Genomic DNA, 22,119 nt, shown 5'->3' with positions numbered 1-22,119 from the left:
TGATACTGCCCACCCCGGGCGGAAAAGTAGGACACCGCCGAACACCCACAACACCCCCCAAGCACGGGGGGTGTTTTTTATCGCCACCACGGCCCGGAGGTTGCGGCATGATGACGGGCTGCGCCGTCCGCTGGGCGGGCCTGCGTCCGTATCCTGTGCCTAGCGGTGCGACAGCGAGTTCAGGCGGTCGGCAAGGTGATCCAAGGTGGTCGATGACAGGAAACGACATGGATGGTGATCGTGGTCGGCGGCGGCCGCCGTTGGCATCCGGTGGCGGATCACCGCCCGCGACGGGTGGGCGGTTCCGGGCGGCCGGGGGAACCGGGCCCACCCCTCCCCGGCAGGATCGGCCGCACCGCCGGGCGCGCACCGAGGAGCCGCCCGGACGTGACGCGCCGCCGATACCGGCCGACGTCGACGCTAAGCACCTGGCACCCGAGATCCGCCGGGAGCTGAAGACTTTAGACCGCACCACCGCCGAACTGGTGGCTCGTCACCTGGTGGCTGCGGGTGAGCTGATCGACGACGATCCGCACGCCGCACTCGGCCATGCCCGCGCCGCCCGGGCCCGGTCCGGGAGGATCGCGGCGGTCCGCGAAGCCGTGGGCATCGCGGCCTACCGCTGCGGCGACTGGGCGCAGGCGCTCGCCGAATTGCGGGCCGCGCGGCGGCTGGGAAGCACGTCCGCGCTGCTTGCACTGATCGCCGATTGCGAACGTGGCCTGGGCCGCCCGGAGCGGGCGCTCGAGCTGGCCCGGGGAGCCGAGGCGGCCCGGCTCAGCGGTGACGACGCCGACGAGTTGCGCATCGTGGCCGCCGGGGCCCGCGGCGATCTCGGTCAGCTCGAGCAGGCCCTGACGGTGTTGTCCACGCCGCCGCTCGATCCGAGCCGCACGGGTTCGACCGCCGCGCGGCTGTTTTACGCCTATGCGGACACACTGCTGGCGCTGAACCGCAAAGATGAGGCCTTGCAGTGGTTTTTGCACTCGGCGGCCGCGGACGTCGACGGCGTCACCGACGCCGAGGAGCGAATCAACGAGCTGAGATGAAAACGCTTGCCCAGCAACATGACTGCTTGCTGATTGATCTAGACGGGACGGTGTATTGCGACCGCCGGGCCATTGACGGCGCGGTGGAGTCGCTGACCCGGGTGCCTAGCCGTACCCTGTTCATCACCAACAACGCTTCTCGCGGGGCCGAAGACGTCGCTGCGCACCTGCGGGATCTGGGATTCAAGGTCGTTGCGAGCGATGTCGTCACCAGTGCTCAAAGCGCTGCTCGCTTGCTGGCCGAGCAGCTACCGCCCGGTTCACCCGTGTTGATCGTCGGCACCGAGTCGTTGGCCGGTGAAATCGCGGCGGTCGGACTGCGTCCGGTGCGCCGATGGCATGAGCGGCCCGCCGCCGTGGTCCAGGGCCATTGCACCACCACCGACTGGTCCGATCTCGCCGAGGCCGCGCTGGCGATCCGAGCGGGCGCCCTATGGGTGGCGGCCAACGTGGATGCCACCCTGCCCTCCGAACGCGGCTTGGTGCCCGGCAATGGCGCCATGGTCGCCGCGCTGCGCGCGGCCACGGGTACCGAGCCGCAGGTCGCCGGCAAGCCGTCGCCGCGATTGATGGCAGACGCGGTGGCCCGCGGCGATTGCCGCACGCCGCTGGTGATCGGCGATCGATTGGATACCGACATCGCCGGAGCGAACGCCGCACACCTGCCCAGCCTCATGGTGCTCACCGGGGTGCACACCGCGCGCGACGTCGTGTACGCCCCGCCGGGGCAGCGGCCTAGCTATATCGCCCGTGACCTGAGGGCGCTGCACCGGGAGGCGGCTTTGCTCGCGGTGGGCCCGCAACCGGCGTGGCGGGTGGGGCTGGGTGCTGGTCGGGCCGTGGTCTGCGCGAACGGCGACGAGCAGGCCGACCCGGCCGGTGATGGGTTGTCGATCGTTCGCGCGGTCGCCGGTGCGATCTGGGACGCCGAGCACGACGAGCCGCTAACCGTCACGCCCGGCGATGAGCGGGCCCGCGACGCCCTGCAGCACTGGTCGCTGGCCGGCATCGACTAGCGTAAGAGGCGCAATGAGTGTGCAACCCGACCAGATTCGTGCCCAGATCGGCGCGGTGCTCGCCGAGTTGCCGGATCTCGGTGACGCCGAAAGCGCTGACCTCGATGAGATCGTGCGCCGTCTTTCAGCGGCGCATGACGTGCTGGTGCAGGCCCTGGAGTCGGTGGAGAAGGGCTGAGTGCGCGATGGCGCGGCGTGCCCGCGTTGATGCCGAGCTGGTCCGGCGCGGGCTCGCCCGGTCCCGGCAGCAGGCCGCCGAGCTGATCGCTTCCGGCAGGGTCAGCATCGACGGCATGCCGGCGGCCAAACCGAGCACGGCGATTGCCGTCACCGCGACCTTGAGCGTCGTCGACGGCGGCGATCACACCTGGGTATCGCGCGGGGCGATCAAGCTCATCGGCGCCCTGGACACTTTCGGGATCACCGTTGCGGGCCGTCGCTGCCTCGACGCCGGTGCCTCGACCGGGGGATTCACCCAAGTCCTGCTGGATCGCGGGGCCGCCGAAGTGGTCGCCGCGGATGTCGGCTACGGCCAGCTGGCCTGGTCGCTGCGCTGCGATCCGCGGGTGCTCGTCCTCGAGCGGACCAACGTCCGAGACGTGTCGCCGGCAACCATCGGCGGGCCCGTCGACCTGGCGGTGGCCGACCTGGCGTTCATTTCGTTGACCGCCGTGTTGCCCGCGCTCACCGGCTGCGTGTCGCCCGACGGCGATATCGTTCCCCTGGTGAAGCCGCAGTTCGAGGTGGGGAAGGGCCAGGTCGGGCCCGGGGGGGTGGTGCGAGACCCCGAGTTGCGTGCGGGCGCGGTGCTCGCGGTCGCCCGGCGGGCCGCTGAACTGGGGTGGCACACCGTGGGTGTCACGGCCAGCCCGTTGCCGGGTCCGTCGGGCAATGTCGAATACTTCTTGTGGCTGCGCGCGCAGACCGATCGGGCATTGACCGGTGACGCGTTGACGCGCGCGGCCCGAAGCGCCGTAGTCGAGGGCCCGCAATGACCCGGGATCGTACCGTTCTGCTGGTGGTCCACACCGGCCGCGACGAGGCGAACGAGACCGCACGCCGAGTGGAAAAAGTATTGGGCGATAACGGGATAGGGCTGCGAGCGTTGTCCGCAGAGGCGGTCGACCGGGGACCGTTGCACCTATCGCCGGACGACCTGCGCGCCCTGGGCGTCGATATCGAGGTGGTCGACGCCGATCCGGACGCCGCCCAGGGATGCGAGCTGGTGCTGGTGCTCGGCGGCGACGGGACCTTTTTGCGGGCAGCCGAACTCGCCCGGAGCGCGAACGTTCCGGTGCTGGGGGTCAATTTGGGTCGGATCGGCTTTCTGGCCGAGGCCGAAGCCGGGGCCATCGACACCGTCCTGGAACACGTGATCGCCCGGGATTATCGGGTTGAAGACCGGATGACGCTGGATGTCGTGGTGCGTTCCGAGGGGCAGATCGTCGAGCGGGGCTGGGCGATGAACGAAGCCAGCCTGGAGAAAGGGCCGCGCCTTGGTGTGCTTGGCGTGGTGCTGGAGGTCGACGGCCGTCCGGTGTCGACATTCGGCTGCGACGGGGTGCTGGTGTCGACGCCAAGCGGATCGACCGCCTACGCGTTCTCCGCCGGGGGCCCGGTGATGTGGCCCGACGTGGAGGCGATCCTGGTGGTGCCCAACAACGCTCATGCGCTGTTTGCCCGGCCGATGGTGACCAGTCCCGACGCCGCCATCGCGATCGAGGTCGAAGCCGGCGGCCACGATGCGCTGGTGTTCTGTGACGGCCGGCGCCAGATGGTGGTGCCTGCCGGCGGTCGGCTCGAGGTGACCCGTTGCGACACGCCGGTGAAATGGGCTCGGCTGGACGGCGCCCCGTTCACCGACCGGTTGGTGCGCAAATTCCAGTTGCCGGTCACCGGCTGGCGTGGGCGGTAAGGTGCTGGCCGAACTACGAATCGAGTCGCTGGGCGCCATCGGTGTCGCGACCGCGGAGTTCGGTCGCGGCCTTACGGTGCTGACCGGTGAAACCGGGACCGGCAAGACCATGGTGGTCACCGGCCTGCACCTGCTGGGTGGCGCGCGCGCCGAGGCCACCCGCGTCCGATCGGGTGCCGACCGAGCGGTCGTGGAGGGCCGATTCACCACCGACGATCTCGAGCAGGCCGCGGCCGAACAGGTCGACGAGATCCTGAACGCCTCCGGAGCCCAGCGCGACGAGGACGGCAGTGTGATCGCGCTGCGTTCGGTCAGCCGTGACGGACCCTCGCGTGCCTACCTGGGTGGCCGCAGTGTGCCCGCAAAATCGCTGAACGCATTCACCGGCGAACTGCTGACCGTGCACGGGCAAAACGACCAACTGCGATTGATGCGCCCGGAGGAACAACGCGCCGCACTGGACCGGTTTGCGGGTGCCGGAGCCGCCCTCGAGCGTTATCGCACGCTGCGGGACGCCTGGCAGGCGGCCCGGCGTGATTTGCGCGACCGCGCCAACCGGGCTCGGGAACTCGCCCTGGAGGCCGACCGGCTGACATCCGCGCTGCGTGAGATCGAGACCATTGATCCGCAGCCCGGCGAGGACGAGGCGCTGATCACCGACATTCGTCGGCTCTCCGAACTGGACGCGCTGCGGGCGGCAGCGGCGGCCGCGCGCACGGCGTTGGCCGGTACCGGTGACGATGCCGGCGAGCCGGTGGATTCGGTGTCCGCGGCGGAGAGCCTGGGGCGAGCCAAAGCGGCCCTGGAATCGGTCGACGACCCCGGCCTGGGGGCGCTGGCCGAGCAACTCGGCGAGGCGCTGACCGTGGTGGTGGACGCCGCCCAGGAACTCGGCCACTACCTGGCGCAGCTGCCCGCCGACGCCAGTGCGCTGGATGCCCGGATCGCCCGCCAAACCCAGCTGCGCACCCTGACCCGCAAGTACGCCGCCGACATCGACGGAGTGCTGGCCTGGGCTGCCGAGGCCCGGCAGCGGCTGGCGCAACTGGATGTCTCCGAGGAGGCCCTGGCCGCGCTGGAGCGCCGTGTCGACAGCTTGGAACGCGAATTAGCCCGAGCAGCAGTCGATCTCAGCGAGGTACGCGGTCGGGCCGCCGAACGACTGGCCAAGGCGGTCACCGCGGAGCTCGCCGCGCTGGCCATGACCGACGCCCGATTCACCATCCAGGTGACCACCGCAGCTGCCGAACGCGACGATCCGGTCGCCCTCAAGCTGCCGTCGGCCGTGCTCGCGCACGCCGGCCCGGACGGCATCGACCAGGTCGAGTTCGGCTTTGCCGCACACCGCGGCATGACGGTGCTGCCGTTGTCCAAAAGCGCGTCCGGGGGTGAGTTGTCGCGGGTCATGCTGGCGGTGGAGGTGGTGCTGGCGACATCGCGCAAGCAGGCGACCGGCACCACCCTGGTGTTCGACGAGATCGATTCCGGCGTGGGGGGGCGCGCGGCGGTGCAGATCGGGCGGCGGCTGGCCCGGCTGGCCCGCACCCACCAGGTCATCGTGGTGACCCATCTGCCGCAGGTGGCGGCCTACGCCGACGTGCACCTGATGGTGGACAGCACCGGGCGCGACGGCACCAGCAGCGTCCGGCGCCTCGACGGTGATCGGCGGGTCGCCGAACTCGCGCGGATGCTGGCGGGCCTGGGCGAGTCCGACAGCGGCCGCGCGCACGCCCGGGACCTGTTGACGGCCGCTCGAAGCGATCAGATTTAAGCCGGATTGAATCCTCGTCAAGCCCGTTTACGCGTCCGGAGCAGTTGTGGCAGAAGTGACAAAATATATCTCCTGATTCTCATGTTACGGCGCGCCTCCCCGCTTTGCGGGCGCTTCACCGACACAATCGGCCCATGAGGATGCCAACGCTTTTGTCCCGTAGTGCCTCGCGTCCCGGTGTCGTCGGCACCGCCCGGGTCGACCGTGATATCGATCGCTTGCTGCGACGGGTGGGCCCGGGAGACATCGTGGTCCTCGATGTCCTGGATTTGGATCGGATCACCGCCGACGCGCTGGTGGATGCCGAGATCGCCGGGGTGGTCAATGCCTCGCCGTCGGTCTCGGGCCGATACCCCAATCTGGGTCCGGAGGTCTTGGTGGCCAACGGGGTCACCCTCATCGACGAGGCGGGGCCGGAGGTCTTCAAGAAGGTTAAAGACGGCGCCAAGGTCCGGCTGTACAACGGCGGGGTGTACTCCGGTGACCGTCGGCTGGTCCGCGGTACCGAGCGCACCGACCACGACATCGCCGACCTGATGCGTGAAGCCAAGGTCGGGTTGGTTGCGCATCTGGAAGCATTCGCCGGTAACACCATCGAGTTCATCCGAAGCGAGAGCCCGCTGTTGATCGACGGGATCGGGATCCCCGACATCGACGTCGACCTGCGCCGCCGCCATGTGGTGCTGGTGGCCGACGAGCCTAGTGCCGCCGACGATCTGAAAAACCTCAAACCGTTCATCAAGGAATATCGACCCGTGCTCGTCGGGGTGGGCAAGGGCGCGGATGTGCTGCGTAAGGCCGGCTATCGCCCGCAGCTCATCGTGGGGGATCCCGAACAGATCAGCACCGAAGCCCTCAAGTGCGGCGCGCAGGTGGTGGTGCCCGCCGACGCCGACGGGCATGCTCCCGGCCTGGAGCGCATTCAGGATCTCGGTGTGGGGGCGATGACGTTCCCTGCGGCCGGCGCGCCCATCGACCTGGCGTTGCTGCTGGCCGATCACCACGGGGCCGCGCTGCTGGTCACCGCCGGCCATACCGCCAACATCGAGACGTTTTTCGATCGAACGCGCCAGCAGAGCAACCCCTCGACCTTCCTCACCCGGCTGAAGGTCGGTGAGAAGTTGGTGGACGCCAAGGCGGTCGCCACGTTGTATCGAAACCACGTCTCCGGTGCGACCGTGGCGTTGCTGGTGCTGGCCATGCTGATCGCCGCCGCCGTGGTGTTGTACGTCGCACGCGCCGACGCGGTGGTGATGCACTGGGTGGTTGAATACTGCAACCGGTTTTCGCTCTGGGTGCAGCGCTGGATCACCTAGAACCGTGATCTCGCTGCGTCACCATGCGATTTCGCTTGCCGCGGTGTTCTTCGCGCTGGCAGCGGGGGTGTTGTTGGGTTCCGGCCTGCTCTCCGACACCCTGCTGGCCGGGCTGCGCGCCGAGAAGCGCGACTTGCGCGCACAGATCGACACGCTCAACGACCAGAAGACCATGCTAAACGAAAAGCTCAGCGCAGCTTACGACTTCGATTCCCAGATGGCAGGCCATCTGGTGCACGACGGGCTGGCGGGAAAGTCGGTGGTCGTCTTCCGCACCCCGGACGCGAAAGACGACGACGTCGCCGCGGTGTGCAAACTCGTGGGCCGGGCCGGCGGCGCGGTCAGCGCCACGGTGGGGCTGACCCAGGAGTTCGTCGATGCGAATTCGGCGGAGAAGCTGCGCTCGGTGGTGAACTCGTCGATCGTGCCGGCCGGGGCGCAGTTGAGTACCAAACTGCTCGACCAAGGCTCGCAGGCCGGTGATCTGCTGGGTATCGCCCTGTTGATCAGCCCCGATCCGGCGGCTCTTCCGGTTGATGACGCGCAGCGCGAGACCGTGCTGGCGGCGCTGCGCGACACCGGCTTTATCACCGTTTCGGATGCCCACATCGGCGCGGCGAACGCCGCGGTGGTGGTCACCGGCGGAGCGCTGCCCGACGACGCCGGAAACCAGGGTGTCACGGTTGCACGTTTCGCGGTGGGGCTGGCGCCGCACGGCTCGGGTACCCTGCTGGCCGGCCGAGACGGATCGGCCGGGGGAACCGCCGCCGTCGCCGTGGCCCGTGCCGACACCGCCATGGCGTCGGCGATCAGCACCGTGGACGACGTGGATACCGAGCCGGGCCGGATCACCGTGATCCTGGGCATCCATGAGCTGCTCCATGGCGGGCACCCGGGCCGGTACGGGACCGGTCACGGTGCCACGGCGATCACTGTCGTGCAGTAACGCCGCCGTAACCCGCCGCCGGGCGTGGTGACCGAAATCACGGTGGCGTCGGTGTTAGGGTGGGTTTCCGTGGGTCGGCAGGCCCAGCTAGCCGGCGCGAGAAAGGCTAGCCCTGCGCCGTCTTCACGGAGGTCGCGTTGCCAGCACTGCGCAAGCACCCGCAAACCGCCACCAAGCACCTCTTCGTCAGCGGCGGCGTCGTTTCCTCACTGGGCAAAGGCCTGACCGCCAGCAGCCTGGGGCAGTTACTGACGGCCCGCGGCTTGCAGGTGACGATGCAAAAGCTCGACCCGTACCTCAACGTCGACCCCGGCACCATGAATCCGTTCCAACACGGCGAGGTCTTTGTCACCGAGGATGGCGCCGAGACCGACCTCGACATCGGCCACTACGAGCGCTTCCTCGACCGCGATTTGCCTGGTTCCTCCAATGTTACTACCGGGCAAGTGTATTCGTCGGTCATTGCCAAGGAACGCCGCGGCGAATACCTCGGTGACACCGTTCAGGTAATCCCGCACATCACCGATGAGATCAAACGACGCATCCTGGCCATGGCCCAACCGGACGCCCACGGCAACCGTCCGGATGTCGTCATCACCGAAATCGGCGGCACCGTTGGAGATATCGAGTCGCAGCCCTTTCTGGAGGCGGCTCGTCAAGTTCGTCACGACCTGGGCCGGGAGAACGTGTTTTTTCTGCACGTGTCGCTGGTGCCGTACCTGGCGCCGTCGGGAGAACTCAAGACCAAGCCGACCCAACACTCGGTGGCGGCGTTGCGCAGCATCGGTATCACGCCGGATGCGCTGATCCTGCGCTGCGACCGTGACGTTCCCGAACCGCTGAAGAACAAGATCGCGATGATGTGTGACGTCGACATCGATGGCGTCATCTCCACGCCCGACGCGCCCTCGATCTATGACATCCCCAAAGTGCTGCATCGAGAGGAGCTTGATGCCTTTGTGGTGCGCCGGCTCAACCTGCCGTTCCGAGACGTCGACTGGACCGAGTGGGACGATCTGCTGCGCCGCGTTCACGAACCGCGAGAGACGGTACGAATCGCCTTGGTGGGCAAGTACGTTGACCTATCTGATGCCTACTTGTCGGTGGTTGAGGCGCTGCGCGCCGGTGGTTTCAGACACCATGCAAAGGTGGAGATTCGCTGGGTGCCGTCCGATGATTGCGAGTCCGACAGCGATCCCGCGATGGCCCTCGGCGATGTGCACGGGGTGCTCATCCCGGGTGGATTCGGTATCCGGGGAATCGAGGGCAAAATCGGTGCCGTCCGCTATGCCCGGGAACACGGGCTGCCGCTGTTGGGGCTTTGCCTCGGGTTGCAGTGCATCGTCATCGAGGCGGCCCGATCGGTTGGGCTCACCCGGGCCAATTCGGTGGAATTCGATCCAACGACGCCAGATCCCGTCATCTCCACGATGGCCGACCAAAAAGCCATCGTCGCGGGCGACGCCGATCTGGGCGGCACCATGCGGCTTGGCGCCTATCCAGCTGTGCTGGAGCCGGATTCCATTGTCGCTAGGGCATATCAGACGACGCAGGTGTCGGAGCGCCATCGGCATCGCTACGAGGTCAACAACGCCTATCGCGGGAAAATCGCGGAAAGCGGTTTGCGCTTTTCCGGGACCTCACCCGACGGCCATCTGGTGGAGTTCGTCGAATACCCTCCAAATATCCACCCGTTCGTCGTCGGCACTCAGGCGCATCCCGAGCTGAAGAGCCGGCCGACCCGGCCGCATCCGCTGTTCGTGGCGTTCGTCGGGGCCGCCATCGACTACAAGGCGGCCGAGCGGTTGCCGGTCGAAATCCCCGGACAGCATCCGAACGGCAGCGAACGTCTGGGTGGCCCCGCGCCGTCGCTGGCCCAACCCGCAGCCCGTGGCTGAGCACGTTTTCGAGACGGTATCGTCCGAAACCCTCTACCGCGGAAAGGTTTCCGCGCTCCGCATCGACCATGTGCGGATGCCGGGCGGTCGAACCGCAACCCGCGAAGTTGTCGAGCACTTCGGCGCGGTGGCCGTGGTGGCGATGGACGACGACGACAACATTCTGATGGTCTATCAATACCGCCACCCATTGGGTCGGCGGCTGTGGGAGTTGCCTGCCGGGCTGCTGGACGTCGGCGGCGAGGCGCCGCAGATGACCGCGGCCCGCGAGTTGCGGGAGGAGGCCGGTCTGCAAGCACGCAGCTGGCGGGTGCTTGTCGACCTGGATACCAGCCCGGGATTCAGCGACGAATCGGTGCGGGTTTACCTGGCGACCGGGTTGAGCGAGGTGGGCCGGCCGCAGGTGTATGACGAAGAAGCGGACATGACACTGCGGTGGTATCCGATCGCGGAGGCAGTACGTCGTGTGTTCAGCGGTGAGATTGTCAATTCTATTGCGGTAGCGGGGATCCTAGCGGCGTTCGCCGTCACTAAAGGCTTCGCACAGCCGCGTGCGGTGGATGCTGCCTGGACCGACAAGCCGACGGCCTTCGCCGCACGACGGGCGCGGCGATGACGACGCTTGCGCCGCCGCTGGAAACCCAGGTGCAGGGCTACCTGGACCAGCTGACGATCGAGCGGGGAGTGGCGGCGAACACGTTGAGCTGCTATCGGCGGGACTTGCGCCGCTACTGTCAGCATCTGGCCGCCCGTGGGATCGACGACCTGGCCGAGGTCAGTGAGGATGACGTCAGCGCATTCCTGATGGCACTGCGCCGCGGCGATCCCGATACCGGGGTACCGGTGCTGTCGGCGGTGTCGGCGGCGCGGGCTTTGATCGCGGTGCGCGGGCTGCATCGGTTCGCGGCCGCCGAGGGATTGGCCGAGCTGGACGTGGCACGGGCCGTGAAACCCCCGACACCGGGGCGCCGGTTGCCCAAGAGCTTGACGATCGGCGAGGTGGTGGCGCTGCTGGAGGGTGCCGGCGGGGACCGCCCGTCCGACGGCCCGCTCACGCTGCGTAACCGGGCGCTGCTGGAGTTGCTGTATTCCACCGGAGCCCGGATTTCCGAGGCGGTGGGCCTGGATCTCGACGATCTCGATACCCACGCCAGGTCGGTGCTGTTGCGAGGCAAGGGCGGCAAACAGCGGCTGGTCCCGGTTGGGCGCCCGGCCGTGCAGGCGCTGGACGCGTACCTGGTGCGGGGACGCCCGGAATTGGCGCGTCGGGGCCGGGGAATCCCGGGGATCTTCCTTAACGCGCGGGGGGGACGGCTGTCACGGCAAAGCGCGTGGCAGGTGCTGCGGGATGCGGCCCAGCGCGCCGGTATCGCGTCCGGTGTGTCGCCGCACATGCTGCGGCATTCCTTTGCCACCCATCTGCTGGACGGTGGCGCCGACGTCCGCGTGGTACAGGAATTGCTGGGCCATGCCTCGGTGACCACCACCCAGATCTACACCCTGGTCACCGTGCGTGCGCTTCGCGAAGTATGGGCCGAAGCCCACCCCCGCGCGCGGTAACACCACCCGCGCCGGGGGTGCCGCCCGGACGCTCCCAGCCCACCCTCAGCTAACCCTCAGCTCACCCAGGTACTCCGACTCCAAGACCAGATCGCTGATCAGCGTCTGATATTCCACGTGTGCCTGGTGCTCGCGGGTGTCAAACAACGTGCCCTGCTGCCGACGCATGTACTCGCGGTATTCGGGTGCCCCCGGAACCTTGACATTGTCGGCGACCACGATGGAACCCGGGTGCAGCCAGCCGCGGTCGAGGACGCGCTGCAGATCACTCAGGTAGGCGTGTTTGTCGTGGTCGAGGAACAGGAAGTCGAGCGTACCGGCCGCGAAGCCGTGTTCCCGGGCCAATACGTCCAGGGTGCGGCCACCGTCGCCGAGGGTGCCGACCACACAGGTCACCCGTTCGGCGACCCCGGCGTGCGCCCAGATCCGGCGTGCATTGACGGCATTGGCCTCGGCCAGTTCGACGGAGTACACCTTGGCGGCCGGCGCGGCTCTGGCGATCCGCAGCGCGCTATAACCACAGTAGGTTCCCAACTCGAGGGCTATTTTCGGGTTGGCGCGCCGCACGGCCGCGTCGAGCAGTGCCCCCTTCTCGTCGCCGATGTTGATCAGGATCGCCTTCTGGTAGGCGAACCGGTCCATGGCTGCCAGCACGTCCTCGACGTCGCTGGCGCGGGAGTTCTGCAGCACGTAGGAGACGGCCGCTGCCTCGCGCCCGTCGCCGATCTGGCCGGTGGTGGTGATGTTGTGGGCCCCGACGGCCATCCGCCACACCGACCACCGCAGAAACGGCAGGCGCCGCTTGAGACTCACGACACTCCACTCTAGCCGGGTTTAGCCGGCCTCATCGGCCGCGCCGACTATCGGGGGCGATGGCGTTTGCCCGCGCGTCTCCCGGCGCAGCAACGCCCACCCGTTAGACTTTCCCGCGATGGACTCCCTGAACGTCGGCGTCACCCGAACGCTCAAGCATTGCACGGTGAGTCGCGGGCGGCCATGAATCCCCCCGACGAGGCCAACGGCAGCGCTGAGGCCGGTCTGACCGGGCGGCCCCCGCGGATGATCCCGGAGCCCAAGCCGCGAACCTCCCACGGCCCGGCCAAGGTCGTCGCGATGTGCAACCAGAAGGGCGGTGTCGGGAAAACGACGTCGACGATCAACCTGGGCGCCGCGCTGGCCGATTACGGAAGGCGAGTGCTGCTGGTCGACATGGATCCGCAGGGTGCCCTGTCGGCGGGGCTAGGTGTGCCGCATTACGAGCTGCAGCACACCATCCACAACATGCTGGTGGAGCCGCGGGTAGCGGTGGATGAGGTGCTGATCCACACCCGGGTCAAGCACCTGGATCTGGTGCCCAGCAACATCGACTTATCGGCCGCCGAGATCCAGCTGGTCAACGAGGTGGCTCGGGAACAGACCCTGGCCCGTGCGCTGCGCCCGGTACTGGATCACTATGACTATGTGCTGATCGATTGCCAGCCGTCGCTGGGCCTGCTCACCGTTAACGGCCTGGCCTGCTCGGACGGCGTGATCATCCCGACCGAGTGCGAATATTTCGCGTTACGAGGGCTGGCTCTGCTGACCGACACCGTCGACAAGGTGCGCGACCGGCTCAACCCGAAGCTTCAGATCAGCGGTATCCTGGTCACCCGCTACGACCCGCGGACCGTCAACTCGCGGGAGGTCATGGCCCGGGTTGTCGAGCGGTTCGGTGACCTGGTGTTCGACACGGTCATCACCCGGACGGTGCGCTTCCCGGAGACCAGCGTGGCGGGCGAGCCGATCACCGTGTGGGCGCCCAAGTCCGGTGCGGCCGAGGCGTACCGCTCATTGGCCCGCGAGGTCATCGACCGATTCGACGCGTGAATTTGGGGGGCGCGGCGCACGACGGCTTTCAGGTCCGGCTAGCCAATTTCGAGGGGCCGTTCGATCTGCTGCTGCAGCTGATCTTCGCCCACCGTCTCGACGTCACCGAGGTGGCCCTGCATCAGGTCACGGATGAGTTCATCGCATACACCCGGCAGGTCGGGCTGGAGCGGGGCCTGGAGGAGGCCACGTCGTTTCTGGTGATCGCGGCGACACTGCTCGATCTCAAAGCCGCCCGGCTGCTGCCGGCCGGCCAGGTCGACGACGATGACGATTTGGCGCTGCTGGAGGTTCGCGACCTGTTGTTCGCCCGATTGTTGCAGTACCGGGCGTTTAAACAGGTCGCGCAGCTGTTCGCCGAGCTGGAGGCGGCGGCGCTGCGCAGCTATCCGAGGGCGGTGTCGCTGGAGGATCGATACGCGGGTCTGCTGCCCGAGGTGATGCTCGGGGTGGATGCCGCGCAGTTCGCTCAGATCGGGGCGCTGGTGTTCACACCCCGGCCGGTGCCGACGGTAGCCACCGAGCATCTGCACGCGCCGAGGGTCTCGGTGCTGCAGCAGGCTCAGCAGCTGTTGGAGCTGCTGCGGATCAGAGGAATTGGACGGTGGGCGTCGTTTTCCGAGCTGGTCGCCGACTGCCGGGTGCCGATCGAGATCGTCGGGCGCTTTTTGGCGCTGCTCGACCTGTATCGGGCCGGAGCGGTAGCATTTGACCAGGCAGAACCACTTGGCGTACTCCAGGTTTCGTGGACCGGAGAACTGCCGACCAGCCAAGACTTGGTCAGCGCGGAATCGCTGGCTGCTCAAGAACTGCGCGACAGAAATGCGCGACCGACCCGCGCTGGCGACGACGCAGAGCGAAGCGATGAGGAGGAGCGGCGCCATTGAGTGAGCTATCCGAGTCTCCCGACCTGGGCATGCCAGAGGCGCCCGAGCTTCCCGATGAGGAGCTGGCCAGGGTTCTGGAGGCGCTGCTTTTGGTGGTGGACACCCCGGTGAGTGTGGAGGCGCTGGCAGCGGCGGTCGAACAGCCCGTTTACCGGGTCGCCGCCAAGCTGCGGCTGATGGCCGACGAGCTCACCGAGCGCGACAGCGGCATGGATCTACGGGAGGCCGGGGGCGGCTGGCGACTATACACCCGGGCCCGCTTCGCGCCCTTTGTGGAGCGGCTGTTGCTGGACGGGTCCCGCACGAAGCTCACCCGCGCGGCGCTGGAAACGCTGGCCGTCGTCGCCTACCGCCAGCCGGTGACGCGTGCCCGGGTGAGCGCGGTGCGAGGTGTTAACTCCGACGCCGTCATGCGTTCGCTTTTGGCGCGCGGCCTGATCACCGAGGCCGGCACCGACCCGGATACCGGCGCGGTGACGTTCGCCACGACGGAGCTGTTCCTGGAGCGGCTGGGGTTGTCGTCGCTGGCCGACTTGCCCGATCTCGCGCCGCTGCTTCCCGATGTCGACACCATCGACGAAGTCAGTGAATCCTTAGACAGTGAGCCGCGTTTCGCCAAAATCGGCCGGGCCCCGGCTCCAGAGCAACCGATGTCGTTCGACGTGGACCAGCAGTGATGGCCAAATCTGAAGGTGTCCGCCTACAAAAAGTGTTGTCGCACGCGGGGATTGCGTCGAGGCGGGCTGCCGAAAAGATGATCGCCGACGGACGTGTCGACGTGAACGGTCGGCTGGTAACCGAGCTGGGTACCCGGGTCGATCCGGATTCAGCGGTGATACGTGTCGACGGGACCAGGGTGGTCCTTGATGACTCGCTGGTGTACCTGGCGCTGAACAAGCCGCGTGGCATGCACTCGACCATGTCCGATGAACGCGGCCGGCCCTGTATCGGCGACGTGATCGAGCGCCGGGTGCGGGGCAACAAGAAGCTTTTTCATGTCGGACGTCTGGACGCCGACACCGAAGGGCTGATCCTGCTGACCAATGACGGCGAGCTGGCGCACCGGCTGATGCACCCCTCCTATCGGGTGCCCAAGGTGTATCTCGCGACGGTGTCGGGATCGGTGCCGCGCGGCCTCGGTAAGAAACTGCGCGCCGGAATCGAGCTGGCCGACGGCCCGGCCCGGGTCGACGATTTCGTGATCGTCGACGCCATCCCGGGTAAGACGCTGGTGCGAGTGACGCTGCACGAAGGGCGCAAACGCATTGTGCGCCGGCTGTTGGGGGCCGCGGGTTTCCCGGTGCAGGCGTTGGTGCGCACCGATATCGGTCCGGTATCGCTGGGAAATCAGCGGCCGGGCAGCATCCGTGCTTTAGGCCGCGACGAGGTCGGGCAACTATACAACGCGGTGGGCCTGTGAATGACCTGGTCGTGGCGGTGGACGGTCCGGCAGGAACCGGAAAATCCTCGGTCTCAAGGGCTGTAGCACGCTCGTTGGGAGCGCGCTATCTGGATACCGGCGCGATGTACCGGATCGTCACGCTGGCGGTGCTGCGCGCCGGAATCGACCCCGCGGATGAGCCCGCCGTCGGCACTATCGCTGAGACGGTGCAGTTGTCGGTGGGTGATGATCCCGATGAGGATCGCTGTTACCTTGGCAGCGAGAATGTTTCGATGGAGATCCGTGGCGATGCGGTTACCAGGGCGGTATCGGCGGTGTCGCTAATTCCTGCGGTGCGGGCGCGGCTGGTGCCGTTGCAGCGGGCAATGGCTGCGGGCCCGGGAAGCATTGTGGTGGAAGGCCGCGATATCGGTACCGTGGTCTTGCCCGACGCTTCGGTGAAGATCTTCTTGACCGCGTCGGCGGAAACCCGGGCGCGGCGGCGCAACGACCAAAATATCGCCGTGGGCCTGGCCGACGACTACCAGGGTGTGCTGGCCGACGTGCGCCGGCGCGATCATCTGGATTCCACCCGCCCGGTGGCGCCGCTGCGGCCGGCAGAGGATGCGGTGATCGTCGACACCAGCGAGATGACCGAGGCCGAGGTGATCGATTACCTGCTGAAGCTGGTGAGGCAACGATGCGAGACGCCGCGGTGACCAACGACGGCGCGTGGGACGACGAAACCGACTGGGACGTTGAGGGGTTCACGTCGGACGGAGCGGCCGCACCACCACCGGTGGTAGCGGTCGTGGGCCGGCCCAACGTCGGCAAATCGACGCTGGTGAACCGGATCCTGGGTCGGCGGGAAGCGGTGGTACAGGACGTGCCCGGCGTGACCCGAGATCGGGTCTCCTACGACGCGGTCTGGATCGGGCGCCGGTTCGTCGTGCAGGACACCGGGGGCTGGGAGCCCGACGCCAAGGGACTGGCGCGACTGGTGGCCGAGCAGGCGTCGGTGGCTATGCGCGCCGCGGACGCGGTGATCTTGGTGGTGGACGCGTTAGTCGGGGCGACCGCCGGCGATGAGGCTGCGGCGCGGATCCTGCGCCGCAGCGGCAAGCCGGTGTTCTTGGCCGCCAACAAGGTTGACAGTGAGACCGGGGAGGCGGACGCGTCGGCGCTGTGGTCGCTAGGGCTCGGTCAGCCCTACGCGATCAGCGCGATGCACGGACGCGGCGTAGCCGAGTTGCTCGACGACGTGGTGGCCGCGCTGCCGCGGACGACCGAGTCGTCGCCCGCTGAAGGGGGGCCGCGGCGGGTGGCCCTCGTCGGCAAACCCAACGTCGGCAAAAGCTCACTGTTGAACCGGCTGGCCGGTGACCAGCGTGCGGTGGTCCACGAAGTCGCGGGCACGACCGTCGATCCGGTGGACTCGCTTATCGAAATGGGCGGCAGCGTCTGGCGATTCGTCGACACCGCGGGTCTGCGTCGCAAGGTCCGCCAGGCCGGCGGCCAGGAATACTACGCGTCGGTGCGCACGCACGCCGCCATCGATGCCGCCGAGGTGGTGGTCGCGCTGATCGACGCCTCGCAGCCGCTGACCGAACAGGACCAGCGGGTGCTGTCGATGGTGATCGAGGCGGGCCGCGCGCTGGTGCTGGCGTTCAACAAATGGGATCTCCTCGATGAGGACCGTCGCGATCGGCTGGCGCGGGAGATCGACCGGGAGCTGGTGCAGGTGCAGTGGGCGCCGCGGGTCAACATCTCTGCCAAGACCGGCCGTGGCGTGCAGAAACTGGTGCCGGCGCTGAAAACCGCGCTGACATCCTGGGACACCCGGATCCCGACCGCTCGGCTGAACACCTTTATCCGGGATGTGGTCGCCGCGACCCCCCCTCCGGTGCGCGGCGGTCGGCAGCCCCGCGTTCTGTTCACCACCCAAGCCACGGTCGGACCGCCGACGTTCGTGCTGTTTACGACCGGCTTCTTGGAGGCGGGCTATCGACGGTTTCTGGAGCGACGGCTGCGGGAGACTTTCGGCTTCCAGGGTAGCCCGATCCGCATCAACGTGCGGGTGCGCGAACGGCAGAGTGCCCGCACCCGCTGAGGCCACCAGGGCAATTGAGCCGACGGCATTCGGGGGAGGCGCGACCCGACGATGACGGCTTCGGTGTTTGCCAGCGGTTGTTTCCTGCCGTCTGTTCGCCTGCGCGTCATGCGTTGTTTGCATTGAGCCGGTGGCTGTGCCGGAGGGTGCTGCGATACTTCAAGGGTTCGTTGGGTCGGAGGGGCTTGTTGCCAGCGCATGACCGCCGTTCCCAGCAGCACGAAGATTGCGCGCACAGCCTGCGGGCGGCCAGCCGGCAGGTTTCATCGCGCGTTGATGGGAGGTTTTCCGATGGTTGGGTCATCCACGGAACTGGGTGTGCGGGGTGTGGGGGCACGGGTGATTCATTTGTCGGAGGTGTTGCGGGCGCCGGTGGTGACGCCGTCGGGGGAGGCAGTGGGCCGGGTGGATGACGTGATTGTGCGGTTGGGTGGGCTGGAGGCTTATCCGCGGGTGAGTGGGGTGGTGGTCGCGGTGGGGGATCGGCGGGTGTTTGTGGGGGGGAAGGCTGTGGAGGGGTTGGAGCCGGGGCGGGTGGTGTTGGCGAAAAACAAGATTGATTTGCGGGGTTTTGAGCGCCGGCTGGGGGAGGTGTTGTTGCGGGCGGATGTGTTGGGGTATCGGTTGATTGATGTGGCCGCCGGGGAGTTGGTGCGCGCCTATGACGTGGAGTTGGAGGAGACCGCGGGGGGGTGGGTGCTGGCGCGGGTGGATACCCGCCGCCCGCCGCCTAGCATAGCGGGCGGAGTCAGCTCCAATGCGGTGTTACTGATCGTTGGCCTCGTCGGTACCACGGTCGCCCCCTGGCAGCTGTTTTTCCAGCAGTCCAACATCGTCGACAAGCGCATCACCCCCCGTTTTATCGGCCATGAGCGCATCGACACTACGGTGGGCGCCTTCATCACCAATATCGGCGCGGCGGCGTTGATGATGACCGGCGCCTGGGCTATGCGTGCGACTCACAGCCACGCGCATTTCGTCGACGCCGGCGCGGTGGCGCGGCTGCTCGGTGAGCACGATCGGCTGCTGGGGTCGCTGTTTGCGATCGTGCTTTTGGATGCCGCCATCATCGGCGCCGCCGCGGTCACCCTGGCCACCAGCAACGCCTTCGGTGACGTGTTCGGGATCAAGCATTCGCTGCACCGCGGTTTTTCCGACGCCAAACCGTTTTATTTGTCCTACACCGCGATGGTGGCGCTGGCCGCGGTGATCGTGCTGATTCCCGGCGCGCCGCTGGGGTTGATCACCACCGGGGTGCAGGCTTTGGCGGGGCTGCTGCTGCCCAGCGCCACCGTGTTTTTGCTGTTGCTGTGCAACGATCGCGAAGTGCTGGGGCCGTGGGTGATCGGCCGTGGCTTAACGCGTTAGCCGGTTTCATCGTCGGGGTGCTGTTGCTGCTGTCGGCGATCCTGATGATCAACACGGTGTTCCCTAATCTAGATGTCCGTCTGGTCATGGTCGATCTGACCGTGGCTTTCGTCGTGTCGGCGGCGGTCACCGTCGGCGTATTGCGGTGGTCAGCGCGTCGCAAGCCGCAACCGCCGGAGACCCAACCACTTTCTCGCGATCGGAGGAATCGGTCCACGTGGCGGATGCCGCCGCTGGCTTTACTTCAGCCGGTCACCTGGACGCCCGGAACGCGGCTGGGCATGCTGGCGCTGCGCGGCTATCTCCTCGTGTCGGCGGTTGTGCTGGTGGTCAAGGTCATCCAACTGGGTCGCATGTGATTGACGGGCGACTGCGAGCCGTCTGGACACAAGTCAGTGCTCCTGCTCGGCTACGCTGACCTCAGCCGCCTGCGGTAGGCTTTCGACCTGTCGCCGGTGGCCTATCGGCGGCACTAGCGAGACCCGGGCTGTGGCGCAGTTTGGTAGCGCACTTGACTGGGGGTCAAGTGGTCGCAGGTTCAAATCCTGTCAGCCCGACCACAAAAAGAGGCTACTGACCTGCTGTGATGGGGACCATTTGGGAACCAGTACGCCAACGCGAACGCCAACCAGAAGCCCAGCGGATACCGGCCGGGGCGGACCGCGCCAGGAAAAACGATGCCGTATTCGAGTTCTTGGCCCCGCGGCTTTCGATGCCTAGACGCTTCACCAGCGCCGCAGGATTGCGGGCGTTCACCGCGCCGTCGAGACGCGGCGCGGCGCTGTTGTCCGGGTAGTCTCCCCGCGACGCAGGCTCCTCGCCCAGGCTCCACACCCACGCAAGGAGCTGGTCGCCCGGTTCCTCAAACGGCGAGGTGAGCTGTGCGGGCAACCAGACAAGAGGGTAGTTCCACCCCGGTTCGACAGAAGGCCGCGCGGAAAAGGACCAATCACGGGCACCTCACCGCGCGCCCACCCAATGGCAACAGGGCGAAACCAGCATGCTACGTGGTCGTGCCGCCCGGCGGTTAAAACGGCGGCGGCCGATTGCGCTCCGCGACGTGGGAAGCGTTGAGTGCACGTTCGGCGTCGATGCGGTGAGCGCGGTCTTGTTCGCGGGTTCGCCGGCGTCTGGGCATCATGATGCCGCGCTCACCGTGGAGTTGATCTACCGCTGGGACAGCGGGTATTTCGCCGGTGGGCAGGCACAAAGCTGGGAACAGCAGCCGACTGCCCGGGTGAGTGATGTAGGTGTGCCCGGTAGGTGCGGTCCACGCGACCGTACCGTCGGGCAATTGCTGGTCACGCCAACCGTTGACCCCGGTCCAGAACGTTTTTAACAAATGATGTTTTCTGCAAAGACATTTCAGATTCGACGGGTGCGTCGGGCCGAGCGGCCACGGGATGGTGTGGTCGATGTCGCAAAGCTCGGCGGGGCGGTCGCAATTGGGGAACCGACACGTCATATCCCGGCACCGGATGTACCGCTGCAGAACGGTCGACGGGCGATAATCGGCTTCGGGTGCCACCGCGGTGCCGGGATGGCACACCGGCCGGGCCTTCGCTCCCGCCCGAATCAGCTGGGCCAGCAGTGGGTTGGGCACCACCCCGCCGCTGGTGAACACGGCCATGGGCGGCCTCACCCCGGCGAAGGGCGGATCGGGTTCGGGGTCGGGAGTCAAGGCCTCGCGCAGCGGGGTGTCGAGTGTGATGGGTCGCGAGGGACGCTCGCCCGACATGTGCGGGTCGGGTTGAGCGTTGAGCGCGGATTCCTCGGCGACGATATGGACGACCACTCCCGCTGCCCGCTCATCTCCTTCGACACCGGCCGGGCAGTCGGCGTTCCCACAGCCGCACGCCAACCCGTCGCCACCGGCGGCCAGCGCCCCCAGCGCATCGGCGCGTCGCTGCGCGATGGTGCGCGGGTCGTCGTCGCACACGTCGTGGGCCATCTGCGAGAGCCGCCGATCCAACATGGCCGCATCCGTGGCGAACAGCGACCCCCACAACCGTGCGGTGCCCGACCCCGTATCGGCGAAGTCAATCACCACCTCGCGACCGCGCGCGGAGGCACGGGTGCGCCGCAACGCTGCCGGATCGTAGCGGTCCACCACAGCATCGATGGCTTGGGCGGTCTTGTTCGCCGACAGCGGCCCGAATCGCCTCGCGTCTTCTGCGAGCGTCTCGTCGACCAGTCGCAGCGTCTCGGGGTCTTTGATCAAATCGGTATGCCACACGATCATCCCCGCCAGCCGGGCACTGATCGTGCCGTCGGCGAACAGCGCTCCCACCCGGGGAAGCCGGTCCCGCAGCGCCACAGCCAGATACATCTGCCCGGATGCCATCCCGTGACTAATACCTTGTGCGGCACCGACTTCGGCGGCCATGGCATCCCAGTTATCACAGGACCACCGGGCACAGTCGGTCGGACCATCGGCGCGCCGGCGCACTAGTTCGGCAATGGCAGCCAGTCGGCGCGCCGCCGCAGCGGCCTCCACTCGCGCCCACCCGGCGATCGCCGCCACCACCGTCGCGTTATCGGCACCCGCCAGCGCCGCGCCCTCCGGCAGCGGTCCATCGAACATACGAGCGATATTAGTGGAGGCCGGCACAACGGGAGCGGCCAAGACCAGCAGTTGTGGACAAACACCGCTCTGTGCATAACCCGGCAGGCGGCGGCCGGCGCGGTCCGTGGTGGCACGAAGCGAATGCCTCGGCGCTGCAGTCAGGCCCAGCGCGATCCGACGGAGTCAGGCCCAGCGCGATCCGACGGCGGAGTCGGTGTCGAACATGGTGGAGCCGGCGGTTTGCACCTTGGCGCCGTGGGCGTTGGCCTGCTCGTAGATCACCTGGAAGTTGCGGTCCAACTCTCCAACTCGGTGATGAACTGCTGGCAGGCCGTCGAACCGGCGCCACCCCAAAGTCCCCGTCGGCAGCCGCCGGAGCCAGCCGATCCCCTGCAGGTCTCCGGCCGCGGGCATCAGCAGTTCGGATCCGACCGTCACAAACGAGATGCGGCATTTCTCATGCGGCATTT

Annotated in this window: 19 protein-coding genes, 1 tRNA gene and 3 pseudogenes; 20 read left to right on the top strand and 3 right to left on the bottom strand. The window is 67.4% G+C overall.

Annotation, left to right across the window (positions count from 1 at the left end):
• The first annotated feature begins 212 nt into the window (after positions 1–212).
• The 11 genes from QJR12_RS15635 (at position 213) to xerD (ending at position 11,471) form a co-directional block, all read left to right on the top strand.
• Complete coding sequence (locus QJR12_RS15635) at positions 213–1,049, top strand: tetratricopeptide repeat protein (protein WP_300584072.1); 837 nt, start codon at positions 213–215, stop codon at positions 1,047–1,049.
• Positions 1,046–2,065, top strand: coding sequence for an HAD-IIA family hydrolase (locus QJR12_RS15630; protein WP_300584070.1), 1,020 nt, complete (start codon positions 1,046–1,048; stop codon positions 2,063–2,065). The genes QJR12_RS15635 and QJR12_RS15630 overlap by 4 nt, the downstream gene beginning before the upstream one ends.
• Before the next feature lie 13 nt (positions 2,066–2,078).
• Complete coding sequence (locus tag QJR12_RS15625) at positions 2,079–2,243, top strand: hypothetical protein (RefSeq protein ID WP_300584068.1); 165 nt, start codon at positions 2,079–2,081, stop codon at positions 2,241–2,243.
• Between the two features lie 7 nt (positions 2,244–2,250).
• A complete protein-coding gene (locus QJR12_RS15620) occupies positions 2,251–3,060 on the top strand; it encodes a TlyA family RNA methyltransferase (RefSeq protein ID WP_300584066.1) in 810 nt (269 codons plus the stop codon).
• Positions 3,057–3,980 carry an NAD kinase gene (locus QJR12_RS15615; RefSeq protein WP_300584064.1) on the top strand — a complete coding sequence of 308 codons (924 nt, stop codon included), beginning with the start codon at positions 3,057–3,059 and terminating at the stop codon, positions 3,978–3,980. Before QJR12_RS15620 ends, QJR12_RS15615 begins: the two co-directional genes overlap by 4 nt.
• A gap of 1 nt (position 3,981) precedes the next feature.
• Positions 3,982–5,751, top strand: a complete 1,770-nt coding sequence (recN, locus tag QJR12_RS15610) for a DNA repair protein RecN (protein ID WP_300584081.1) — start codon at positions 3,982–3,984, stop codon at positions 5,749–5,751.
• Between the two features lie 134 nt (positions 5,752–5,885).
• The gene (steA, locus tag QJR12_RS15605; protein ID WP_300584062.1) at positions 5,886–7,067 is read left to right on the top strand and encodes a putative cytokinetic ring protein SteA; all 1,182 of its coding nucleotides are present in this window, start codon (positions 5,886–5,888) and stop codon (positions 7,065–7,067) included.
• Between the two features lie 4 nt (positions 7,068–7,071).
• A complete protein-coding gene (locus QJR12_RS15600) occupies positions 7,072–8,013 on the top strand; it encodes a copper transporter (protein ID WP_300584060.1) in 942 nt (313 codons plus the stop codon).
• A gap of 146 nt (positions 8,014–8,159) precedes the next feature.
• On the top strand, positions 8,160–9,911 hold the full coding sequence (locus QJR12_RS15595; RefSeq protein ID WP_300584079.1) for a CTP synthase: 1,752 nt from the start codon (positions 8,160–8,162) through the stop codon (positions 9,909–9,911).
• On the top strand, positions 9,904–10,527 hold the full coding sequence (locus tag QJR12_RS15590; RefSeq protein WP_300584058.1) for an NUDIX hydrolase: 624 nt from the start codon (positions 9,904–9,906) through the stop codon (positions 10,525–10,527). The genes QJR12_RS15595 and QJR12_RS15590 overlap by 8 nt, the downstream gene beginning before the upstream one ends.
• Positions 10,524–11,471, top strand: a complete 948-nt coding sequence (gene xerD / locus QJR12_RS15585; RefSeq protein WP_300584056.1) for a site-specific tyrosine recombinase XerD — start codon at positions 10,524–10,526, stop codon at positions 11,469–11,471. The genes QJR12_RS15590 and xerD overlap by 4 nt, the downstream gene beginning before the upstream one ends.
• 45 nt (positions 11,472–11,516) lie before the next feature.
• On the opposite strand, the gene QJR12_RS15580 is transcribed toward xerD, so the two are convergent.
• The gene (locus tag QJR12_RS15580; protein ID WP_300584054.1) at positions 11,517–12,284 is read right to left on the bottom strand and encodes an O-methyltransferase; all 768 of its coding nucleotides are present in this window, start codon (positions 12,282–12,284) and stop codon (positions 11,517–11,519) included.
• 183 nt (positions 12,285–12,467) lie between these two features.
• On the opposite strand from QJR12_RS15580, the gene QJR12_RS15575 reads away from it, so the two are divergent.
• The 9 genes and pseudogenes from QJR12_RS15575 to QJR12_RS15535 all read left to right on the top strand — a co-directional run bounded on the left by QJR12_RS15575 (position 12,468) and on the right by QJR12_RS15535 (position 19,643).
• Positions 12,468–13,337: a ParA family protein gene (locus tag QJR12_RS15575; protein WP_300584052.1), complete on the top strand. Its 870-nt coding sequence runs from the start codon at positions 12,468–12,470 to the stop codon at positions 13,335–13,337.
• Positions 13,334–14,095, top strand: a pseudogene (locus tag QJR12_RS15570) (segregation/condensation protein A); the annotation flags it as partial. The gene QJR12_RS15575 and the pseudogene QJR12_RS15570, both read left to right, overlap by 4 nt.
• A gap of 158 nt (positions 14,096–14,253) precedes the next feature.
• Positions 14,254–14,901 carry an SMC-Scp complex subunit ScpB gene (gene scpB / locus QJR12_RS15565; protein ID WP_300584078.1) on the top strand — a complete coding sequence of 216 codons (648 nt, stop codon included), beginning with the start codon at positions 14,254–14,256 and terminating at the stop codon, positions 14,899–14,901.
• Positions 14,901–15,644: a pseudouridine synthase gene (locus tag QJR12_RS15560; protein ID WP_300584051.1), complete on the top strand. Its 744-nt coding sequence runs from the start codon at positions 14,901–14,903 to the stop codon at positions 15,642–15,644. Before scpB ends, QJR12_RS15560 begins: the two co-directional genes overlap by 1 nt.
• Complete coding sequence (gene cmk, locus QJR12_RS15555) at positions 15,641–16,324, top strand: (d)CMP kinase (RefSeq protein WP_300584049.1); 684 nt, start codon at positions 15,641–15,643, stop codon at positions 16,322–16,324. Before QJR12_RS15560 ends, cmk begins: the two co-directional genes overlap by 4 nt.
• Positions 16,321–17,715: a ribosome biogenesis GTPase Der gene (gene der / locus QJR12_RS15550; RefSeq protein ID WP_300584076.1), complete on the top strand. Its 1,395-nt coding sequence runs from the start codon at positions 16,321–16,323 to the stop codon at positions 17,713–17,715. The genes cmk and der overlap by 4 nt, the downstream gene beginning before the upstream one ends.
• A 291-nt stretch (positions 17,716–18,006) precedes the next feature.
• A pseudogene (locus QJR12_RS17790) lies at positions 18,007–19,005 on the top strand (divalent metal cation transporter); the annotation flags it as partial.
• A 47-nt stretch (positions 19,006–19,052) separates the two neighbouring features.
• Positions 19,053–19,442, top strand: a complete 390-nt coding sequence (locus QJR12_RS17785) for a hypothetical protein (protein ID WP_366526318.1) — start codon at positions 19,053–19,055, stop codon at positions 19,440–19,442.
• Positions 19,443–19,566: 124 nt separating this feature from the next.
• Positions 19,567–19,643: transfer RNA gene (locus QJR12_RS15535), tRNA-Pro, on the top strand.
• A 467-nt stretch (positions 19,644–20,110) separates the two neighbouring features.
• On the opposite strand, the gene QJR12_RS15530 is transcribed toward QJR12_RS15535, so the two are convergent.
• Both QJR12_RS15530 and QJR12_RS15525 read right to left on the bottom strand, forming a co-directional pair.
• On the bottom strand, positions 20,111–21,667 hold the full coding sequence (locus tag QJR12_RS15530; RefSeq protein WP_300584047.1) for an HNH endonuclease signature motif containing protein: 1,557 nt from the start codon (positions 21,665–21,667) through the stop codon (positions 20,111–20,113).
• A gap of 165 nt (positions 21,668–21,832) precedes the next feature.
• Positions 21,833–22,002, bottom strand: a pseudogene (locus QJR12_RS15525) (type VII secretion protein EsxI); the annotation flags it as partial.
• Between the last annotated feature and the right edge of the window lie 117 nt (positions 22,003–22,119).

The sequence above is a fragment of the Mycobacterium sp. genome, from assembly GCF_029961025.1.
Classification (GTDB): domain Bacteria; phylum Actinomycetota; class Actinomycetes; order Mycobacteriales; family Mycobacteriaceae; genus Mycobacterium.
Note: the sequence above shows the minus strand (reverse complement) of the source record. Positions and strands in the feature narration are given on the sequence as shown.

Bases quoted from the DNA above. Each gene is read 5' to 3' on its own strand.
- QJR12_RS15635 (WP_300584072.1), top strand. From the start codon at position 213: ATGACAGGAAACGACATGGATGGTGATCGTGGTCGGCGGCGGCCGCCG.
- QJR12_RS15630 (WP_300584070.1), top strand. From the start codon at position 1,046: ATGAAAACGCTTGCCCAGCAACATGACTGCTTGCTGATTGATCTAGAC.
- QJR12_RS15625 (WP_300584068.1), top strand. From the start codon at position 2,079: ATGAGTGTGCAACCCGACCAGATTCGTGCCCAGATCGGCGCGGTGCTC.
- QJR12_RS15620 (WP_300584066.1), top strand. From the start codon at position 2,251: ATGGCGCGGCGTGCCCGCGTTGATGCCGAGCTGGTCCGGCGCGGGCTC.
- QJR12_RS15615 (WP_300584064.1), top strand. From the start codon at position 3,057: ATGACCCGGGATCGTACCGTTCTGCTGGTGGTCCACACCGGCCGCGAC.
- steA (WP_300584062.1), top strand. From the start codon at position 5,886: ATGAGGATGCCAACGCTTTTGTCCCGTAGTGCCTCGCGTCCCGGTGTC.
- xerD (WP_300584056.1), top strand. From the start codon at position 10,524: ATGACGACGCTTGCGCCGCCGCTGGAAACCCAGGTGCAGGGCTACCTG.
- QJR12_RS15575 (WP_300584052.1), top strand. From the start codon at position 12,468: ATGAATCCCCCCGACGAGGCCAACGGCAGCGCTGAGGCCGGTCTGACC.
- scpB (WP_300584078.1), top strand. From the start codon at position 14,254: ATGCCAGAGGCGCCCGAGCTTCCCGATGAGGAGCTGGCCAGGGTTCTG.
- QJR12_RS15560 (WP_300584051.1), top strand. From the start codon at position 14,901: ATGGCCAAATCTGAAGGTGTCCGCCTACAAAAAGTGTTGTCGCACGCG.
- QJR12_RS15530 (WP_300584047.1), bottom strand. From the start codon at position 21,667: ATGTTCGATGGACCGCTGCCGGAGGGCGCGGCGCTGGCGGGTGCCGAT.